At 34.8% G+C, this 20719-nt stretch carries 14 protein-coding genes; 2 read left to right on the plus strand and 12 right to left on the minus strand.

Annotated features, from left to right (window positions below):
• Window positions 1-20 precede the first annotated feature (20 nt).
• Window positions 21-1238, minus strand: coding sequence for a GTPase HflX (gene hflX, locus H611_RS0107965; protein ID WP_027137861.1), 1218 nt, complete (start codon window positions 1236-1238; stop codon window positions 21-23).
• A 79-nt stretch (window positions 1239-1317) separates the two neighbouring features.
• Here hflX and H611_RS0107970 point away from each other — a divergent pair, with 79 nt between their 5' ends.
• Complete coding sequence (locus tag H611_RS0107970) at window positions 1318-2286, plus strand: endonuclease/exonuclease/phosphatase family protein (protein WP_027137862.1); 969 nt, start codon at window positions 1318-1320, stop codon at window positions 2284-2286.
• A 50-nt stretch (window positions 2287-2336) separates the two neighbouring features.
• Here H611_RS0107970 and H611_RS0107975 read toward each other — a convergent pair whose 3' ends face one another.
• Together H611_RS0107975 and H611_RS0107980 are read right to left on the minus strand one after the other, a co-directional pair.
• Window positions 2337-3683 carry a DUF5689 domain-containing protein gene (locus tag H611_RS0107975; protein ID WP_169515988.1) on the minus strand — a complete coding sequence of 449 codons (1347 nt, stop codon included), beginning with the start codon at window positions 3681-3683 and terminating at the stop codon, window positions 2337-2339.
• Window positions 3684-3752: 69 nt separating this feature from the next.
• Window positions 3753-6521 carry a TonB-dependent receptor gene (locus H611_RS0107980; RefSeq protein ID WP_027137864.1) on the minus strand — a complete coding sequence of 923 codons (2769 nt, stop codon included), beginning with the start codon at window positions 6519-6521 and terminating at the stop codon, window positions 3753-3755.
• A gap of 134 nt (window positions 6522-6655) precedes the next feature.
• On the opposite strand from H611_RS0107980, the gene H611_RS0107985 reads away from it, so the two are divergent.
• Complete coding sequence (locus H611_RS0107985; protein ID WP_027137865.1) at window positions 6656-7714, plus strand: endonuclease/exonuclease/phosphatase family protein; 1059 nt, start codon at window positions 6656-6658, stop codon at window positions 7712-7714.
• Between the two features lie 57 nt (window positions 7715-7771).
• Here H611_RS0107985 and H611_RS0107990 read toward each other — a convergent pair whose 3' ends face one another.
• The 9 genes from H611_RS0107990 to H611_RS0108030 all read right to left on the minus strand — a co-directional run bounded on the left by H611_RS0107990 (window position 7772) and on the right by H611_RS0108030 (window position 20708).
• A complete protein-coding gene (locus H611_RS0107990) occupies window positions 7772-8209 on the minus strand; it encodes a hypothetical protein (RefSeq protein WP_027137866.1) in 438 nt (145 codons plus the stop codon).
• Window positions 8210-8303: 94 nt separating this feature from the next.
• A complete protein-coding gene (locus H611_RS0107995) occupies window positions 8304-10856 on the minus strand; it encodes a TonB-dependent receptor (protein ID WP_027137867.1) in 2553 nt (850 codons plus the stop codon).
• Window positions 10857-11009: 153 nt separating this feature from the next.
• Complete coding sequence (pgi, locus tag H611_RS0108000) at window positions 11010-12629, minus strand: glucose-6-phosphate isomerase (RefSeq protein WP_027137868.1); 1620 nt, start codon at window positions 12627-12629, stop codon at window positions 11010-11012.
• Window position 12630: 1 nt separating this feature from the next.
• A complete protein-coding gene (locus H611_RS0108005; protein WP_035483674.1) occupies window positions 12631-13950 on the minus strand; it encodes a peptidoglycan DD-metalloendopeptidase family protein in 1320 nt (439 codons plus the stop codon).
• Window positions 13908-14825 carry a tryptophan 2,3-dioxygenase family protein gene (locus H611_RS0108010; protein ID WP_027137870.1) on the minus strand — a complete coding sequence of 306 codons (918 nt, stop codon included), beginning with the start codon at window positions 14823-14825 and terminating at the stop codon, window positions 13908-13910. Before H611_RS0108010 ends, H611_RS0108005 begins: the two co-directional genes overlap by 43 nt.
• Window positions 14826-14838: 13 nt before the next feature.
• Window positions 14839-15624: a DUF3108 domain-containing protein gene (locus H611_RS0108015; protein ID WP_027137871.1), complete on the minus strand. Its 786-nt coding sequence runs from the start codon at window positions 15622-15624 to the stop codon at window positions 14839-14841.
• A gap of 198 nt (window positions 15625-15822) precedes the next feature.
• The gene (gene hppD / locus H611_RS0108020; protein WP_027137872.1) at window positions 15823-16983 is read right to left on the minus strand and encodes a 4-hydroxyphenylpyruvate dioxygenase; all 1161 of its coding nucleotides are present in this window, start codon (window positions 16981-16983) and stop codon (window positions 15823-15825) included.
• Between the two features lie 115 nt (window positions 16984-17098).
• Window positions 17099-18256 carry a homogentisate 1,2-dioxygenase gene (locus tag H611_RS0108025; protein ID WP_027137873.1) on the minus strand — a complete coding sequence of 386 codons (1158 nt, stop codon included), beginning with the start codon at window positions 18254-18256 and terminating at the stop codon, window positions 17099-17101.
• Between the two features lie 220 nt (window positions 18257-18476).
• Window positions 18477-20708, minus strand: a complete 2232-nt coding sequence (locus tag H611_RS0108030; RefSeq protein WP_051238765.1) for a patatin-like phospholipase family protein — start codon at window positions 20706-20708, stop codon at window positions 18477-18479.
• Window positions 20709-20719 lie beyond the last annotated feature (11 nt).

Raw genomic sequence — 20719 nt, forward strand, 5'->3', positions numbered from 1 at the left:
GGTATTTTTAGATTACTCTTTTACTCTATAGTGTTTCCATCGTAATCTGGATAAAGAAACTTATTATAAGGGAATCGGGTTACGTGAATTTCACGAACCTCATCATATACGCGTTTTTTAAAATCTTCGAGATTACTCTTATTAATGGCTGAAATAAACAAGGCATTTTCCCCTATTTTATTCATCCAGGTTTTTTTCCATTCCTCTAAACTATAATGTTTTTCGGTACGTTCCATTTCTACATCCTCATCATCGAAAGGCTCCGCTTTATAGGCATCGATTTTATTAAAAACCATGATGGTAGGCTTATTAATACTATCTATTTCTCCTAAAATTTTGTTTACCGATTCGATATGCTCTTCAAAATTAGGATGTGAAATATCAACCACATGAAGTAGCAAATCGGCTTCCCTTACCTCATCCAAGGTACTTTTAAAACTTTCAACCAACTGGGTTGGCAACTTTCGAATAAACCCAACGGTATCACTTAATAAAAAAGGTAGATTTTGTATAACAACTTTTCTAACCGTTGTATCCAGAGTTGCAAACAACTTATTTTCCGCAAATACCTCACTTTTACTAATAACATTCATTAGGGTAGATTTCCCTACGTTAGTATATCCCACCAAAGCGACACGCACCATAGAGCCTCGATTACCACGTTGCACGGACATTTGCTTGTCGATGGTTTTAATACGTTCTTTTAATAAAGCAATTTTATCACGAACAATACGGCGGTCGGTTTCAATTTCAGTTTCACCTGGACCACGCATTCCAATACCCCCCTTTTGTCTTTCAAGGTGCGTCCACATCCCTCGTAATCGCGGTAATAAATACTCACATTGGGCTAGTTCAACCTGAGTTCTTGCATAACTTGTTTGAGCTCGTTGTGCAAAAATATCCAGAATTAAATTCGTTCTATCTAATACTTTACATTCTAATATTTTACTAATATTACGCTCCTGCGCTGCGGATAACTCGTCATCAAAAATAGCTGTGGTTATATCATTCTCATCTATAAATGCTTTTACATCCTCCATTTTACCTGTCCCGATAAAGGTTTTCGGATTAGGCATATCCATTTTCTGTGTAAAGCGTTTTACAACTTCACCGCCAGCCGTGTAGGTTAAAAATTCTAATTCATCTAAATATTCTTTAGATTTAGCTTCATCTTGTTCCCTGGTTACGACACCCACTAAAACTGCCTTTTCTAATGAAATATCTTTCTTCTCTAGCATAAAAAATAATTAATGTACAAAGTTACATAATTGCAATCATTTTAATTTTTATATTTTTAATTCAGATTAATGAATTTAGATGGATAATTTCGAAGATGCTCCTGAGCGCCCCGATTTGCATACAATAGGTTTTTATAACGTTGAAAATCTATTTGACATATATGACGACAAACGCACGAATGATAATGATTTCCTTCCAATTTCGGCTAAAAAGTGGACTCCCAATCGCTATGATAATAAGCTAAGAAAATTAAGCTTTACCATTGCTAATATTGGTCGATTAGAAACTGGAAAACCACCGGCTGTAATGGGTTTAGCTGAAGTTGAAAATGCCAAAGTCATAGAAGATTTAATAAACTACGAGCACTTAAAATCCTATAATTACAACTATGTACATTATAATTCTCCTGATGAACGTGGTATCGACGTGGCGTTGATATATAACGCAGACATGTTTAAAATAGACACTACCGATACCTTTAGCATTTATTTAGAACATGCCGATGGCACTCCAGACTACACTCGGGATATTCTGCTCGTTTCAGGCTCCTTGCATGGTGACTATATTCATATTATTGTTAATCACTGGTCTTCACGCCATGAAGGTGAAAAAGAAACCGAACAAAAACGCTTAGTGTCTTCTGAAAAGGTTGCAGAGATTATAGACTCTTTACAAACCCAGAATTCGGATGCTAAAATTATTGTGATGGGCGATTTTAACGATAACCCCTCGAACCAAAGTATTAAAAACCTAGTTAACAATTTCAATTTATATAACCCTATGAATACCCTACGTTCGTTTAGTCGTGGTACAGTATTACATAACCGGCAGTGGTTTTTGTTCGATCAGATATTTTTCACAAGTAATTTTATAGCAACAACAACCAATGCATTAGAATACGAAACGGCCGATATTTTTGATGTAGATTTTCTTAAGCAATTCAAAGGAAAATTTAAAGGTTCTCCCTTTAGAACTTACGTAGGTAAAAAATACCATGGCGGTTACAGCGATCATTTTCCAGTGTATGCTATTCTCAAAAAGAATTAAATAAAAAAGACCGCCAATTAGCAGTCTTTTTCCTTGTAATAAGATAATATTTAAGGCACATATACCTTTACATTATCGACATGTAAGGTCATATTTTGATTCCCAGTATCGCTGCCCGTATATCTAAAAGCGATATAAGCCATCCCCGAATAACTTGATAAATCTATAGCTCCTGAATCTGTAAAACTGTACCACTCACCATAATCTACTTTATAACTAACATCGAATGTTAAAGGCTCCCAAGTGGCTGTGGCAATACCCGCTGTTGTACCATCAAAATCTGTTGAAATTAAAACAGCCAATGGATCATGACCTGAATCAGGATATGCATGCTCCGTCTGGAACGACAACAATTCGCCTTCCTGAGTATCTAAATCTATGCCTGGTGTTATTAACCAAGATACCACTGTTGCATCTCCAGAATTATAAGGGTTTAATTCGGCATAACCATTACCACTAAACACCTGCTCCGTCCAAAGTTCAGTACCCTCAGTGACAAAATTCGTCCAGCCTGGCAAATCTAAAGTCGTATTATCTACAGCCGCACTAAAAGTTTCTTCAAATAAAGGATCGCAACGATCACTATCGAACATCACATCATTAGTATCACGAATAAATAATTGATAATCTGCATTATACTTACTAAAAATGGCTACAACCGAGCCTCTTCCTTCTGGAAACATCTGATTTTTAAAATCTGAAAACCCACTATTTCTTAAAATAGTTTCAGAATCATCATTACAGTTTTTTAGATAACGATTTATCGTAAAAGTATTATCGGGATATCCATAAGGCTGCCCAACTTCCTCGCTACGTAATTGCATATCATCAATTTGTACCAACATGTTAATATAACTATCATTAAATTCAGAAGGAGTAATTACTTTAGGAACAATCGTTGCAACTTCAGCCGAGCGAATAATATAATTGGTATAATCAAAGGCAGAAATTCTTCCTACCGAAGTTCCTTCGATAGCCCCAATATGAAGCACTCCATTCATATCGTCCATACCTAAACCATTCAATTTGACATATATTTTCCTTCCTGGCCTGTAGAGTGCAAACATGGAAGTAAGATCGACATCTAACTGAATAGCAGCACTAGGATTCTCAGGGGCATCCTGAATAATAAGTACTTTATATAAGTTGCCAGCTTCATCATTAGAGACCACGTAACCTTCAATTATTAATTCGCCTCCATTGTTAGCTTCATCAAAATCGACGAAACTTCCCGAATACATTTCTTTAACTAGTGAAATGGTTGTGTTAGGAGTTATATCAGGCTCGGTAATTTCCAATTCAGGAATATTATAATCGTCGTCTTCTACACAAGCAGTAAAAGCCAGGGCGAACACTATGGAAAGTGTCATGAATAAAAATGTATTTAACTTTTTCATGATATTATTTTTATTGAATTTATCTAATGCACTGCACATCATAACTTTTAATATGTTTTTGAACATGGGTTAAAATCTGAAATACAGATTTAAAAAATAGTTTGCACCACGACCATACCAGTATTTGGACCCGAATACTGGAGTGTCATTACTAGCATCATCTCTTAACTGACGGAAATTAGCATTTCTACCTTGTTCGAATCCGCCCGTTTTGTATTCTTTATCCAATACGTTACCGATACTTGCAAAAAAACCAATGTAATAATCGTCCAGTTTCCAGGATTTACCACCAATTAAATTTACAACCATATAATTATCGAACCGTTCTTGTCTTAAAAGGTCTCTGGCTAAATCTTCATCATAATCATTAAATGGTAAACCGTCTACTGGATCTGTATAGAAATTTGAAGTTCTTGTTAATGGGCTAACATCCACATAAGTATCAGCAAAGAAATTAGCCGTTGCTCCAAACCACCAGTAATCAGGATCGCGATACTCAAAACCTACCGAATAAGCTTTTTGTGGACCATTCGCAATTTTATAATCTTTTAAATTTGCTTTACCTATTGATGCTGATACAGCATCGGCCGTTAATTTTAAATTAGGATTATTGGCATAAGTGTATTGCCCTATTGAAGCCGCCCCCTTTAACTTTATAGTTGGGGTTACCTGAGCATCGATACCAATTTCGGCCCCAATATGCTGTTTATCGATATCCTGAAGTACTTCATTTACAAATTCGGCATCATCTTCGAACCCTATAACACCATCGGCATAATAAAACGAGATGTCATTAGCATCTTCTGTTTTCACATAAAACCCGGTAAGTTTAGCTTTTAGTATGGGTGATCGGTATATATAACTTGCATCTACTGCAGTAATTTTTTCTTCAACGATATCGGGTACAATATTATTATTTACACGGGCATTAGAAAAGGTATTCCTTAAATTGGGAGCTCTTGTTATATACCCAGCATTGACATCAATTAAATGTTTTCCCGATATTTTATAAGTGAAGCCTCCTTTACCACCAAAGCCAGTAAAATTGACCTTGTCACTTTTACCAAATGAATTCCCTGTATTGGCTTCATTATCGTACAGCCCTTCACGTTGATAATTAGTTTGTGAAATGCTTCCCGATAAATAAAAATCTATTTTATTGTATTTGAATTGTGCTTGAGCATACCCAGAAATTACATCGGCGAATAACTTATAATTATACCGGAATGTATCACCCTCTCCTGCAATTCGATTTGGATTATTTAAATCGTATTGAAACCCGCCAAAAGAATCAACATTTAAAAACCCGTTACCTCCCAGCAAATCAATAATTTCCGCAAAATTGTTGGACACCAAGTTTTTATAATTTACAGAAGCATTTAATAAGATATTATCTGTTAACTGCGAATTTAAAATAGTGTTGACTGTAAATTGATTATCATCATTCCTATCTTCATATAGGGCATAGGTTGAATAATTCCCAATATTCTCCAGATTCGTTAGATACATACTTTCCCAATCTACCTGACCATCATTTACAAATTGCTCTAGGCTTAAATACGCCTTTTCGTAATCTGGACCTGCTTCAAGTGTTAACCAGTAGCTCGGTAACTTCTGGTAATAAGCGGGACTAGGATTAGAACCTCCTCCAATTGGTAAACCATCATCATTTAAACGGGTTCCTCCAAAATCAATACGACTATTACCTATTTTTCCAAACTGATAACCGACATTGGTATTTAAAGTCGTTTTGCTTGAAATGTCCCAATAGTGATTTAACATAAAAATAGGCTCTTCAACCTCTTTAACTCTGGAATTGCGTTTATGTCCATTTTGCCACCCCCAGTATTCATTATATTTAATGCCTTTTAAATTGTAAACTTCCTGAGTATTAGGGGAGGACTTACCTCGTTTGTTAGGCGCGTAAATAGATGTAAAATTTATACTATGCTTATCACCAAATTGTTTTTCAATAGAAACAAAAAATGAATTAGAATCATATAGCGTGGCATCTTGATACCCCTCGTTTCCCCAACGTCTTGAAATCATAAATGCCATAGACCAGCCGCCCTTTAAAAGGCCGGTGGCATAGCTTGCCATGGCTCGATTGGTGTAACTTCGGTTTGAAAACGAATAGGTGAGCTGCCCGCCTTCTCGATAACTGGAAGCCCGTGTGTTGATATTGGAAGTTCCTAAAACACCTCCGAAATTATAAGCCGAAGGTGTTAAACCCACGGTTAATTCCTGATTTCTTCCCATATCGTTTAAACCTCCCCAATTACTCCATTGCGGTCGCCCGTTATACATTTTATTCATTTCAATTCCGCTAATCAATACCGAACTATTTTCTGTATCTAATCCTCGCATTCTAAAAAATGAAGCGCTAAACTCGAAAGCTGCTGTACGCTGAAAAACATCTAACGACGACATGAGTAAACCCGAAATGTTATCCGCACCACTAGTATCATCGTTCAACTCATCGTCGGTTAAAGTGATTGTAAACAAATCCTGAGAACTCGTTGCATCGTATTCCAGAGTCATATCACTAATGTCAACCGTACGAGATTCATTCACAACAATAGGATAGCGCTTACTAATGTATCCTCCTTTTGAAATCTTTAAAATCTGCTCACCCAAAGGCACATTAACAGCAAACACAAATGCTCCATTCGCATCGGTCAGGGCGGTATGCTCTGTGTTTTCAATTAAAATAGTTACCTCGGGAATAGGCTTAAATGAAACGGCATCTTTAACACTTCCCTTTATAAGTGTTTGTTGCGCATAAGATGAAAAAAATAAAAGCGTTCCAAATAAAGAAAAGAGTAACTTTTTATCCATACTTTAATTTAAGGTTAATTGATCTTTAAAATATTTGTTGTATATTAAATTTACCACACTAAGTTACATATTTTCTCACAAATATTTATTTTTGATGAATAATATTCAGTTTTTATAACCATAATATTTCAATAATGAAGCTAATTAAACTGTTCTTTTTAATCATTACCTTTTTAAGTTTTCAAAACAAGGGACTTTGTCAAGAAAAAAAAACATTCAAGGTACATACCATTGCTTTTTACAACTTAGAAAACTTGTTTGACACTATAAACGACCCGAATAAATTTGACGAGGCCAGTCCGATAATGGAATTAAAAACCAACCGCTCTAATGTCTATAAACAAAAAGTAAAAAACATGGCTAAAGTTATTGCCGACATTGGTTACGAAACAGCCCACAATAGCCCGGCCATTATAGGAATTTCTGAAGTTGAAAACCGAGAAGTTGTTGAAGATTTAGTAAACGATTCGTTATTAAGGAACAAAGATTATGGCATTATTCATTATTCTTCACCCGATGCCAGAGGTATTGATGTTGCTTTATTATATCAAAAAAAACTATTTAACCCGGTAACTACAAGCAGTCACGAATTAAAAATTTACGATGATAATCCTAAAAAACGTGTTTACACAAGGGATCAATTATTAGTATCTGGTGAGTTGGAAGGCGACCCTATACACCTCATAGTAAATCATTGGCCTTCAAGAAGCGGCGGCGAAGCAAAAAGCAGACCTAAACGTGTTGCCGCGGCTAAACTAACAAAACACCTGGTAGATTCTGTCCAAGCTCACAACCCTTATGCCAAAGTATTTATCATGGGCGATTTAAACGACGACCCTACGAATAAAAGTGTAAAAGATATTTTAAAAGCAGAAAAAAATAGAAAAAAAGTAAAGCTTAAAGGAATTTACAATCCCTATGAAAACTTTTTTAATAATGGCCTTGGAACAACAGCTTACCGAGATGCCTGGAGTTTGTTTGACCAAATTTTAATAACCCAACCCCTATTAGATAAAGATTATTCTTCATTCCGTTATTACAAAGCGGGCATTTACAACAAAAACTATTTAATAAGCAGTAAAGGACGATACAAAGGTTACCCTATGCGAAGTTTTTCTAATGGCAGCTTTACTAATGGATACAGCGACCACTTTCCAGTATATGTTTATGTAATTCGTGAAACCAACAAATAACACTGTCCTCAGTAAATAAAAAAAGCGACTTAAAAGTCGCTTTTTTTATTTACTGTTCTATCCTATCCATGTACTCCAAGGAATTCTTGACAAGAATAATACTAGTGCAATTGTATATAAAATCGCAATAGGTTTTAATTTAGCTGCCGATGTTAGCTTCTTTTTATGTTTTGAGTATCCGATTGTAATTAAAGCTACACCAATAATATTAACTAATGGATGTTCTACTAAATATAATCGAGCCATACTATTTTTCATAACTTCAGACCCTAATTCGCCCCATAATTCAAACCGTGGTGTTACAAAATACAGCACCAGACCTATAAGTAACTGAATATGAGAAACAATCAAGGTGAATAATGAAATTCTAAAATCTTTAGCCTCATATTCTTTACCTCCAAATACTTTAATAAGAGCATTTATTGAAGCTACTAGTAATACCAAAAGGACTAAATACGCCCAATAAGAATGTAAATTTTTTATAATACTATACATGAAAATTAATTTTAGAATTAAAAAACAAATGTAATAATTAAAAGCATAAAAAACCCGCTTCTTAAGAAGCGGGTTAAAATAGTATATAATTATTCTAAAAACTATATCTTAAACTAGCATTCCATGTTCTTCCATATCCAAATCTACCCGTATTGGAGGTATTTACACCTTTCCAGTTTTCGGTAGGGTTAGAAGACAGTGGTGTATTACCACTTACAGATTCCAAGTAAACTTCATCAAACAAATTATTAATGTTAACTCTAAACTGTAATGAATTTTGACGATTTTCTCCTAATAACATTTTGTACGACAACCCAATATCCATGGTGTTGTAATTTGGTAATTTAATCGGTGGGCTTTCAACCGTTGTTTGTCCTTGAGAATATAAATTATTATAAATATTCCACGTACCATCAACACTAAAACGTGGCAAGAACATATAATCTGCAAATAGTCCGGCCGTAAATTGTGCTGCACCACCTACTTCAACACCGTCTAAATTAACTTCTGTTTCCGGATCGGTAATATTCCCGGCTTCATCAAACGTTCTTTGAATACCTACGCCATCAAATTTCCAATCTCCGATAGATAAAAACCCATTTAATTTAAGATTGTCACTAGGGCGGGTAAAAATTTCCAATTCAACACCTGAATGAATTTGCTTTACCCCTTGCGTTTGAAATAATCTAAATGCCGGATCTCCTTGGTCCTCACCATTGGTATCTAACAAGGTTCTATTATCCCAAATGGTATAATAAACGTTTAAATTGGCAGAAACAGCTGTACCTCCTAATTGATAACCCGCTTCTATACCTGTAATTTTTTGATTTTCTACCGCAGGCTCAATCAATTCATTACCATTTCTATCACTAATAAATAAATCACTGTGAAAAGGTTGGCGCGAATAATATCCTAAATTAACAAAGACCTTATGTAATTCACTTATCGTATAAGCCCCACCGGCCTTTACATTAAATCCTGGATTATTAACTTTTTCTGACTCTTCGGAAACACCTTCATTCTGAGCATTTAAATATTCTGTCCGAACATGTGATTGCGATGAAACCGATCCTTGAAAAAACGCTGTAAAATTATTATTTTCATATTCTAACTGACCAAACACACCATAGTAATTGATATCTTCTTCATAATCATATCCGAATCTTTCACCATGATCATCATTAGTATTAAAGGTAACATTCCATGGGTTTATGCCCCCAAAAGCATTTGTTAACTGATAGGCACCACCGTTATAATTACTAAATGCATTTACAGCATCTACTGTTATAAATTCATTTACACTTCTAAAATGAATTCCATTATATAGACGAATATCTGCTCCCAGATTAAAATTAAAATGTTCACTAATTTGATTTTCATAATTAGTTACAAGACCATACCAGTTATGATTATTATTTGAACCACGAGCATAGGTTACATTACTACCTGAGGTCCTCGCTTGAGCAAACGTACCTCGACCCACAGAGCCATAAAGTATAGTGGAAAGTGATGAATTTTCGTTAATATTAAAATCCCAGCTTAAATTTGCTACAGGCTTATGATATACATTTCTACCTCCAGGGTACCGACCACCATGAAGCAGATTTGGACTATCTACATTTGCAAAATTCCATGAATTGTAGCGTCTTCCATTGTCTAAAAATTCCTGTATACTTCCACTACCGGCGGCCGCATGCCATTGCGGAGCTCCTGTTATTAAAAAGTTTAATAAATGATTCTCATTTGGCTTATATCCAAAAGATAAAAAATAAGTTTGACCCTGACCGTCGGTATAGTCTACATAACCATCACCTTGCCAATGTCCTAACATACCGGAAAAGGCCCAACCATTTTCCATTAAACCTGTAGAGTAATAAGCCGTAGATTTTATGTAGTTGTCATTACCAATCATTTGTTGCACGAAGCCTCCTTGTTTACGATCTACCGTTTTGGTAACAATATTAACCGTTCCACCAACTGAAGATATAGCTAGCTTAGAAGACCCCAACCCTCTCTGTACCTGTACCGCGTTGGCTACATCTAAAACTCCAGACCAGTTAGACCAAAACATACGCCCATCCTCAGGACTATTTATTGGCTGCCCATTCAACATAAAAGCTGTATTTGTTTGATCAAATCCACGTAAGAACATTTGACCATCACCAAATCCTCCTCCTTTTATATTTTGAACTGAGGGGGTAGATTTTAATATTTCAGGTAAATCCCAGTTACCGGCTTTTTCTCTAATTTCATTTGCTTTAATTGTAGAAACCGCGATGGGCGTTTTTCTATCTTCAGCTAAATCGATTACGCCACTCCCCGTAATGACAATCTCTTCTAAAGTATTATCAGTAGACAGATTTATTTTCCCTAAATCTGTAGTTCCGCTAAACGTTAGTGTAACTGTTTCATAACCCACATAAGAAATAACAATCTGACCGGAAGTTTTATCCGATTCTATAATAAAATTTCCATCGAAATCGGAAGACACCCCATTTGTTGTCCCCTTTACAATAATATTCGCCCCAGGTAAAGGCGCCTTAATTTCGGCATCAATAATAGTACCCTTAATCGTACTTTGTGCCATACTTGCTGTAGCAAATAGCATTACCACAGCAACCAAGAAAAATTGCGTAATTTTTTTCATAAGATTAATTAATTGAATTAGTCGTATCTAAAATACTGATAAATAACACAATAACATTAATTTTTTATTAAGAAAACAATAAATACACATAAACAAAAAAGGGAAAAGTAACGCTATACTTTTCCCTTTTTAAATTGTTTTAGAAGAAAGAATCTATCTAAAACTCTTATAATGCTCTAACAAATTTGTTGTAGATGAATCATGGCTGTTTGCCGCAGTATTATTAAATTCTTGCAAAATCTTGTTAGCCAATTGCTTACCTAATTCTACCCCAAACTGATCATAACTAAATATATTCCAAATAACACCCTGAACAAAGATTTTATGCTCGTACATGGCTATTAATTTGCCTAAACTTTCCGGAGATAATTTGTTAATAAATAATGTATTAGTAGGTTTATTACCTTCAAACACCTTAAATGGTACCAAATTGGCACTTGCCCCTTCGGCTTTTACTTCTGTTTCAGTTTTACCGTTAAGCAAGGCCTCTGTTTGTGCTAAAAAGTTGGATGTTAATTTATCCTGATGATCTTGATTACCGTGCAACGACTGAGCAAAACCAATAAAATCGGCAGGAATTAATTTAGTTCCCTGATGAATTAATTGAAAGAACGCATGCTGCGCATTAGTACCTGGTTCTCCCCAAATAATTGTTCCTGACTGATAATCTATTTGATTGCCATTTCTATCGATACTTTTACCATTACTTTCCATAATACCCTGTTGCAAATAAGTTGCAAACTGATTTAAGTATTGCGAATAAGGAATAATAGCTTCGCTTTCTGCATTAAAGAAATTGTTATACCAAACACTTAATAAAGCTAATACCACAGGAATATTGCTTTCGAAAGCTTCATTTTTAAAATGCTCATCCATTTTATGAGCTCCTTGAAGCAAACTATCAAAATTGTCATAACCTACGGCTAAACTAATAGATAAACCAACCGCACTCCATAATGAGAATCGGCCACCAACCCAGTCCCACATGGGGAAAATATTATTTTCATCGATACCAAAGGCTTTTACATTCTGAATATTTGTTGATACTGCAACAAAATGTTTCGCTATGGCACCCGCATCGGCAGATTTTAAAAACCAGTCTTTTATAGTATTCGCATTTGATAAAGTTTCCTGCGTGGTAAATGTTTTAGAAACTATAACAAATAGGGTGGTTTCCGGATCTAATTTTTTAATAACTTCATTTACATGGTCTCCATCCACATTACTCACAAAGTGCGTTGTTAAATGGTTCTTGTAATATTGTAATGAATCAACCACCATTGCTGGTCCAAGATCCGATCCACCAATACCTATATTTACCACGTGGGTAAAAGATTTCCCTGTAAACCCTTTTCTTTCTCCAGATACAACTTCGTTTGTAAAGGTTTCAATTTTATTTTTTACCGCATATATTTCAGGCATTACGTTTTCTCCATTCACCTTAAAATTAGCCTCTTTAGAAGCACGTAAAGCTGTATGTAAAACAGCACGACCTTCTGTTTGATTTATAATTTCACCTGAAAATTGACTCTTAATGGCCTCTTTAAGTTTTACCTCATCGGCTAATTCAAGTAATAAACCGATGGTTTCTTCAGTGATTCTATTTTTAGAATAGTCTACATAAAAATCATCCCATTTAATAGTGAATTTATTTGCTCGATTTGCATCTTCAGAAAACAAATCTTTCATATGGGTCCCACATATTTTATGGTAATGCTCCTGAAGCTTTTTCCAAGAGGCTGTTGTTGTCGGGTTGATGCTTGGTAATGCCATGTTATGAATTTGATTGTGTTATTGTTGGTTGTTGTGTGTTTTCTTCTTTCTTAATATCTGGTTTAAAATAAATATTATCTAATTGATATTTAACAGGTTTTATAAACTCTAGATATTTCACTTTTAAACTGTCTGAAATAGGCTTAGCTTCGGGTAATTTTTGCTTGAAAGGATCTACTTGTCGGCCGTTTACCCAAAAGCGGTAGCACACATGCGGACCTCCCGTATTTCCAGTCATACCAACCCAGCCAATCACATCGCCTTGCTTTACAAACTGCCCTACTTTTACATTGCGCTTTTTCATATGTAAATACTGTGTTTCATAGGTAGCATTATGTCTTAACTTTACATAATTTCCATTTCCACCTGTGTAACTTGATTTCGTAACAGTTCCATTAGCCGTTGCCATAATAGGCGTGCCAATAGGAGCTGCGAAATCGGTTCCTTTGTGCGGACGCACTTTATAACCGTAAACCGCTATACGACGTTTTAAATTATATCGGGAGGATATACGACTAAATTTAACTGGCGCCTTTAAAAACGCACGTCGTAAATTTTTAGCTTCTTCGTTAAAATAATCAACTATACCTTTTACACTATCGGTTTGAAATCTAAAAGCATAAAAAGGTTCATTGTTATGCTCAAAATAAGCCGCTTTCACATTATGAACTCCTACATAAACACTATCATCGATATACTTATCCGTATAAATAACCTTAAATCGATCACCTGGCTGTAGCCTTCTAAAATCTATAGTCCATGCATAAATATCATCGGCCATTTTATTAGCAAGCACCTGACTTAATCCAGCTTCCTCTAATGTTTCAGAAATACTACTATTTATAACCCCAGTAGCCGTTTTTTCGACATACTTAATAGGTTTTCTACTAGTATACGCGTGAATAGAATCGTGAAATTTAATAACCACATATTCTTCCAAAGATGGCTGATAAATAAAACATTTTGGTAATTCTAATGAATCTTTTCCACATAAAAGAGTATATGGCTTACCTATCTGAAGTTTCGTAATATCGAATGTATCCTTAGTTTTTTCTGCAATGTGAAAAATTTTAGGATAGCCTACTTTATTTCGTTCTAAGATTTGCCCAAAACTATCTCCTTTTCTTATTGTATCCCGTTTAACGACATAGTCGTTTAAATTGAAACCAAACTCATGAATTTCCTTTGGTTCTTCTTTTACGATTGCTAATTCGTGCTCAACTTCAACTGGCTTAACTTCATTTTTACATGCTAAAAACGTTAAGCCCAGTGCTGCAATTAAATATCTACTCCCCAATTGTCTTTTTCTTGTTTTGTCCATAATTCTGGAAAAAATATTCTCTTTTGATATTTTGGATGCATGTACTTTACCCATTCACTTCCTCCTGTTGCTTCGGCGGTTTCCCCACCTATATTTAAATAATGATTTGCTGTATTATAATGCGCCATAACCCATTTAATATTCACCGTATAATCATAGTGGCGCATGGCTTTTATTAGATTTTTATCCTCTCGAGCTTCCTTTGGAAGCCCCTTATATTTAGAGTATAAATTATTACCATAATAAAATTTGGTAAATCTAATAAATTCGTCTTTATATTTTTCTTCAAAAACCTTTAAAGTATAACTTTTTTTTCCCGTTTTATAGTCCTTACCGGCGGCTTGCCAATATAAATGTTCGAAGGCATTTTCGTAAGAGGAATTTCTGTCGATGGTATCTCTAAAGCGTTTATCAATTAAGTTTATTAACTCGGTTGAGGCAAACTCGATTTTACGATACTGTGCACTTTGAAATCCGCTAGCAGGTGTTAAAGTTTTTCTGAACTTATTATATTGCTCGACACTCATACCATCTTTCATAATACTAAATGAAGAGGTCAAAATATCAAAATACCTACTTATACGATGTAATTTATCTGCAAAAATACTGGCATTAACTTGTCTACTTTTGGCCAGTTGATCAATCTCAACCAATACCATTTTAAAAAGAAGTTCATTTACCTGATGATACATAATAAATACCATCTCATCCGGATAACTACTACGTGTTGTTTGAAGATTTAATAAGGCATCTGTTTGAATATAATCCCAATAATTTAATGGCTTACTATGCAATAAGCCTTCCAGATGATCTTCTAAATCCTGACCTAATGCTTCGTATTTTTCTTGTAATGCTTTTGTTATATCGTCTTTCAAGATCTCTTACTAATTATCTACGCTCTACAAAAATTTTAAACGGATACTTCAATCCTTTAAAAGCCTCTAAATCTGCTCTTAATGATCCAACCGCCAAATCTGCCTTAATTCGCAAAGGTACTTTATTTTTGTCTTTTGACACCCAAAGCGTCAAACTTTCTTCCTCTTTAAATACACGACCCGCCATAACATAAGGTCTGAATTTTAATGTTTGTATTTTACCAAAATCGGTTTCAATAATCTCTTCACCCAGATACCTCAATTTAAAACCATAATTTTCTTCATCGAAAAACATATCGGTTCTAATTTCATCACCTTTATTTAAACTATTAATATCTATCTTACTTCGCAAATAATAATAAGTCGATACCATATCCTGTATATTATCCGGCGTAGAAAATTCCTTTACAGTATTGTGCTTTTTATCTGTTACTCGAGCTAAATTTTTATCATGGTCGAAATGAATTTCTAAATCTTTGGTATATCCGCCTTCATCAATATTTCTAATAAACTTGTACGGTTGGTAAGTTTCTCTGTCGAAATAGCTTTCATAACGATCTTTCACTTTAAAGAACCACTTAATCATACCCGTTGTCCAACCTTTTCCCATCACATGATATACCTCACGCCCTTCAAGATTGGTTTCTTTAACTTTCAGTGTGGCATTTCCGGCCTTTAAAAAACCACTGTAACTCATTCTAAATTGAAACCATTCACCATCTTTAAATGCCGATTCCTGCTGTGAAGAAACAACATTAAACAGGCACAAAGTAAGGATTATAACAATTATCTTTTTCATGTGATTTTGGGTAATAGTAAAGTAACTTTAATTTTTTACACTCATTGTACAATAAAGCTATTTACAATTACTATTCCAAAAATATAAAAATAACTTAGACTCTTAGTTGTAACATGACGAGCTTAACAATAATTTGTTACACAAAAAACGCCATCAAAACATTGATGACGCTTTATAATTTAGTTATGTTTTAATTACTTATAAGGTTCCACGATTGGCTTGCTCACGTTCTATAGATTCGAAAAGGGCTTTAAAATTACCGGCTCCAAATCCGCGCGCCCCCATACGTTGAATAATCTCAAAGAATAATGTTGGCCTGTCCTCTACTGGTTTGGTGAAAATTTGTAATAAATAGCCTTCCTCATCAGCATCAATCATAATTCCAAGCGACTTCAAAGTTTCGATATCCTCACGTAATTCATGATCATGCGCCTGCAAACGTTCCGGCACGGCCTTATAATAAGCCTCAGGTGGTGTCGATAAAAATTCAACCCCTCGCGCCTTTAATTGACTTACGGTTTCAATAATATCATCAGTTGCAACTGCAATATGCTGTACACCGGCACCTTCATAAAAATCTAAATACTCCTCAATTTGCGAACGCTTCTTTCCTTTCGCTGGTTCGTTTATTGGGAATTTAATTCGACCGTTACCATTGCTCATCACTTTACTCATGAGCGCCGAGTACTCTGTATGAATTTGTTTATCATCAAAAGACAAAAAGTTCTCAAAACCCATAACATCTTCATACCATTTTACCCAGGTATTCATTTGCCCCCAACCAACATTACCTACCATATGATCAATATATTTTAATCCTACCGGAGTTGGATTATAATCGGACTCCCAAGCTCTAAATCCTGGCAAAAAGGATCCGTTATAATTTTTACGTTCTACAAACATGTGAACTGTTTCACCGTAAGTATAAATTCCTGCCCTTACAACTTCACCATGCTCATCGGTTTCTACCACCGGTTCCATATAAGATTTTGCACCACGGCTCGTGGTTTCTTCATAGGCTTTTCTCGCATCTTCAACCCAAAGCGCCACAACTTTTACACCATCGCCATGCTTAACGATATGCTCGTTAATTGGTGACTTACTATGTAATGGTGTGGTTAACACCAAGCGGATTTTATCTTGTAATAACACATAACTCACACTATCTTTTGATCCTGTTTCCAGACCTTTATAGGCGTACGACTGAAAACCAAAGGCTGTTTTATAAAAATGTGCAGCTTGCTTAGCATTACCCACATAAAATTCTACATAATCGGTCCCTAGAAGGGGCAAAAAATCTTGTGCACCTTCAAATATTTTTTCTAATCCGTAGTTTACAGATTTAATTTCTTTACTCATTGCTTTTAGTTTTTATCTTTTAGTTTACTAGGTATTAATATTTATAGCCATGATAGCAACGATATCCTTTTTTTAAAAAGAAATCGTCAAAAGCCTGTTTCAATTTCTTAAAAAATTACTCTAACCAAGATTTGTAATAATCCTCATCGGCAATTTTTAAAGCCTCTTCAGTCACCATTAGCGGTTTAAACGTATCGACCATGACGGCAAGTTCTTCCGTTTCTGTTTTACCAATACTACGCTCTGTTGCTCCAGGATGTGGACCATGCGGAATACCAGCAGGATGTAACGAAATATGCCCGGCTTCGATATCATTACGACTCATAAAATCGCCATCGACATAATACAACACCTCATCACTATCAATGTTACTGTGATTGTATGGTGCCGGAATCGCCTGGGGATGATAATCATACAAGCGCGGCACAAAACTACACACTACAAAGGCATCGGTCTCGAAAGTTTGATGCACTGGGGGTGGTTGATGAACACGACCAGTTATAGGTTCGAAATCATGAATTGAAAAAGCATAGGGATAGTTATAACCGTCGTACCCCACCACATCGAAAGGATGTGAGGCATAGACCATTTCAATAATATCATCTTGTTTTTTAACTTTTATTGTGAAATCACCTGATTCATTATATGTTTCTAATTCTTCCGGACGACGAATGTCACGTTCGCAAAATGGTGAATGTTCCAACAACTGTCCGAACCAGTTTCTATATCTTTTGGGAGTATATATTGGCCGGCGTGACTCTACAATAAAGAGGCGATTATCTTCGGAATCGAAATCGATTTTATAAATAATTCCACGCGGGATTAACAAATAATCGCCGTATTTAAAATCAAGATTTCCCAAATGGGTTCTAAGCTTACCAGAACCTTTATGAATAAAAATTAGCTCATCGGCATCGGTATTCTTATAAAAATAATCCTGTGATTTTTGCATTGGTGCAGCCAAAATAATAGCACAATCAGAATTAACAAGAACTGTTTTTCTACTTTCTAAATAATCGGTCTCCGGTGCCACCTGAAACCCTTTGAATCGATACGATTGAATATTATTAGCTTTACTTATTTTAGGCGCTACGCTATATTGTTTTTTAATTTCTTTTACTTGTGTAGGACGCTGCTCGTGATAACTGTTTGTGGACATACCATCAAATCCAATAGTTCCAAATAACTGCTCGTAATACAAACTACCATCAGCTTTTTTAAACTGTATGTGACGTTTATGCGGAATGCTTCCTAATTTATGATAAAAAGGCATAACTTTAAATTTAAAATTTAATAAAATCTAATCATTTTTAAGGTGAACATCTTAAAAATGAACTACATATAAAGATACAATAAAGAAAACTTATTCAGGATTTCTCTTGATAAGAAAATGAAGTAATAGTAAAAGGTCCTGCCAAAAAAGTTTCATATCTGAACAAATATCGCAAAAATTTCAATAATTAAAAAAGCTTTTAACAATTAGCATTAACCTGCTAAAACCAATAGCCTACATTAAAAAACCAGATACTATCATGCAATTCAGGAGAATAGGTGTATTTAATTTCAATAGGCCCTAAAAATGTATCGAAACCATACCCCAAGGAATAACCACTATAATCGGGGGCAGTGAACCACTCCCCTGAATCGAAAATATCATCTTCAATATTAGACCAATTACCTATTAACGAAATATAGTGTTTTTTTAAAAATTCATAATTCACAGTTAAAGACCCCTGAACATAACTATTTCCTGTAAGAGATATAAAATCATAGCCCAAAAATGGCACAAAATTATTTATAAGATTATTACCGTATCCACCTAGTGCAAAATCTAAAGTTTTGGTTGATTTATCACCAACTTTAAAACCTCCACTGGACTGGATAATGAAAGACATATTACGAAATGGCGTAAAAGCATACCCCATATTAGCCTTTGCCAGAGTAAAGTTATTAAAACCAGCATTGAAATGTGATGCATAAAAATAATTATGCAAATCACCCTTAAAAAAGCCTCCTTTAGTTGGAAAATATTTATTATCGTAGGTATCTATTTTTAATTGTCCGAACAGACTTAAATAATTGGTGTTATCAAAAACCGTTTCGAAATCTTCTGAAGTATCAACAAAAGTTTCCGAGGTAACTTTTAATCGTTTGTGCTCAATACCTGCACTTATAGCAACGTCTTTTCTAAAAAGAGTCTGTAAGTAAAACTGATTTGTTAGGTCTCCCAATTCGACATCTAATTTATTGATTCCTCTTGTATTTAGCTCGTCTTCAGATAAAAGCATACTTGCATTAATATTTTTATCGAATTGCTGATACCTCGATTTAACCCCAATACTCCAATAAAATCCTTTATCTATAAAATACTCGAAATTATAACGCACATTATCTCCTAAAATCAAATCTAATGATGCCACGTCATTATTGAATAACAATCTCTTTTTTGTTAAATTTAATAGCACCGCCGACTTATATAGCTTATCATAATGCACGCCCAACTTTAAAAAAGTATTAGCCTTGGTCTCCTCCACTTTAGATAACAAATTATAGCCCTTTTGATCCTCTGATTCATGCAATTCGTACTGAAAAGCATCAAAATTATTTGTCGCAATCAGGTTGTTAATTCCATCAACAAAACTTTTATAACTAATTCTTTCATTCGTTTTTAACTTTAACTTACCCAACACATAAGCTCTGGTGTAATTTTTTAAGCCTTTTACCTGAATCTCATTTATAGTAATAGAATCTTGCTTTTCTATTTTCAACTTTTCTCTAAAATGAACGCCATCAACTACTAAAAGATGCTTTAAATCTTGAATTTTATTAATTGCCGATTGCTTCCCATTTTCTATAATCTGAGCTCCTGCATCAAATGATATCACGCCATATTCCTTTATATCTGGTTTTAAATAGATATCAGTCTTATCGGCCTTTAGCTTCATGTCGTTTATTGTTCGATAATTATTAATTTGAACCAAAACATCGATTGCCGATGATAATTCCTCGCGACTTGCAAGCCCATCCTGAACATCTACCCCAATTATAATGTCCATCCCCTTGGCTCTTAACTCGTCAATTGGGTAATTATTTACCACACCTCCATCAATTAACACCTGATCATTAATATTAACTGGCTGAAATAAAGAAGGAAACGAACCACTCGCTAAAATGGACCTGGCCAAACTACCTTCTTTTAAAAACACAGGCTCCCCTGTTTCTACATTAGTAGCAACACAAAAGAACGGAATGGATAACTGACTAAAATCACGAATACCACTGGTATGCAAAGTTAATTCTGAAAACAAATCATACATATTTTGCCCTCTGGATATAGCAGATGGCAACTTTATTTTGAAATTTTCAAACGGTAATGAAACAGCATATTTCTCGGAATTATTACGCTCAAAAAAAGCTTTTGAAGATCTTGGTAAATCATCACTTATTAAGGTTTCGAAATCTATAGATCTAAAAATAGAATCTAATTGCTTCCCTGAATACCCTGAAGCATACAACCCACCAACAATAGCCCCCATACTGGTTCCAGCAATATAATCTATATTTACCCCCAGACTATCAATTACCTCTAAAACACCAATATGAGCTAAACCTTTAGCCCCTCCACCACTTAACACCAAGCCCACTTTTATATCTTCATGTGAAGTCTCTTGGGAGAACCCTTCCCAAACAGTAAACACCATTAAGATAAAGACTGCATACTTCATAGGGTTATTTT

It is taken from the genome of Gaetbulibacter saemankumensis DSM 17032 (assembly GCF_000425645.1).
GTDB lineage: Bacteria > Bacteroidota > Bacteroidia > Flavobacteriales > Flavobacteriaceae > Gaetbulibacter > Gaetbulibacter saemankumensis.

What these genes read in the sequence shown, in the direction of transcription:
- hflX (WP_027137861.1), bottom strand. Translation starts at nt 1,238, where the DNA reads ATGCTAGAGAAGAAAGATATTTCATTAGAAAAGGCAGTTTTAGTGGGT.
- H611_RS0107970 (WP_027137862.1), top strand. Translation starts at nt 1,318, where the DNA reads ATGGATAATTTCGAAGATGCTCCTGAGCGCCCCGATTTGCATACAATA.
- H611_RS0107975 (WP_169515988.1), bottom strand. Translation starts at nt 3,683, where the DNA reads ATGAAAAAGTTAAATACATTTTTATTCATGACACTTTCCATAGTGTTC.
- H611_RS0107980 (WP_027137864.1), bottom strand. Translation starts at nt 6,521, where the DNA reads ATGGATAAAAAGTTACTCTTTTCTTTATTTGGAACGCTTTTATTTTTT.
- H611_RS0107985 (WP_027137865.1), top strand. Translation starts at nt 6,656, where the DNA reads ATGAAGCTAATTAAACTGTTCTTTTTAATCATTACCTTTTTAAGTTTT.
- H611_RS0107990 (WP_027137866.1), bottom strand. Translation starts at nt 8,209, where the DNA reads ATGTATAGTATTATAAAAAATTTACATTCTTATTGGGCGTATTTAGTC.
- H611_RS0107995 (WP_027137867.1), bottom strand. Translation starts at nt 10,856, where the DNA reads ATGAAAAAAATTACGCAATTTTTCTTGGTTGCTGTGGTAATGCTATTT.
- pgi (WP_027137868.1), bottom strand. Translation starts at nt 12,629, where the DNA reads ATGGCATTACCAAGCATCAACCCGACAACAACAGCCTCTTGGAAAAAG.
- H611_RS0108005 (WP_035483674.1), bottom strand. Translation starts at nt 13,950, where the DNA reads ATGGACAAAACAAGAAAAAGACAATTGGGGAGTAGATATTTAATTGCA.
- H611_RS0108015 (WP_027137871.1), bottom strand. Translation starts at nt 15,624, where the DNA reads ATGAAAAAGATAATTGTTATAATCCTTACTTTGTGCCTGTTTAATGTT.
- hppD (WP_027137872.1), bottom strand. Translation starts at nt 16,983, where the DNA reads ATGAGTAAAGAAATTAAATCTGTAAACTACGGATTAGAAAAAATATTT.
- H611_RS0108025 (WP_027137873.1), bottom strand. Translation starts at nt 18,256, where the DNA reads ATGCCTTTTTATCATAAATTAGGAAGCATTCCGCATAAACGTCACATA.
- H611_RS0108030 (WP_051238765.1), bottom strand. Translation starts at nt 20,708, where the DNA reads ATGAAGTATGCAGTCTTTATCTTAATGGTGTTTACTGTTTGGGAAGGG.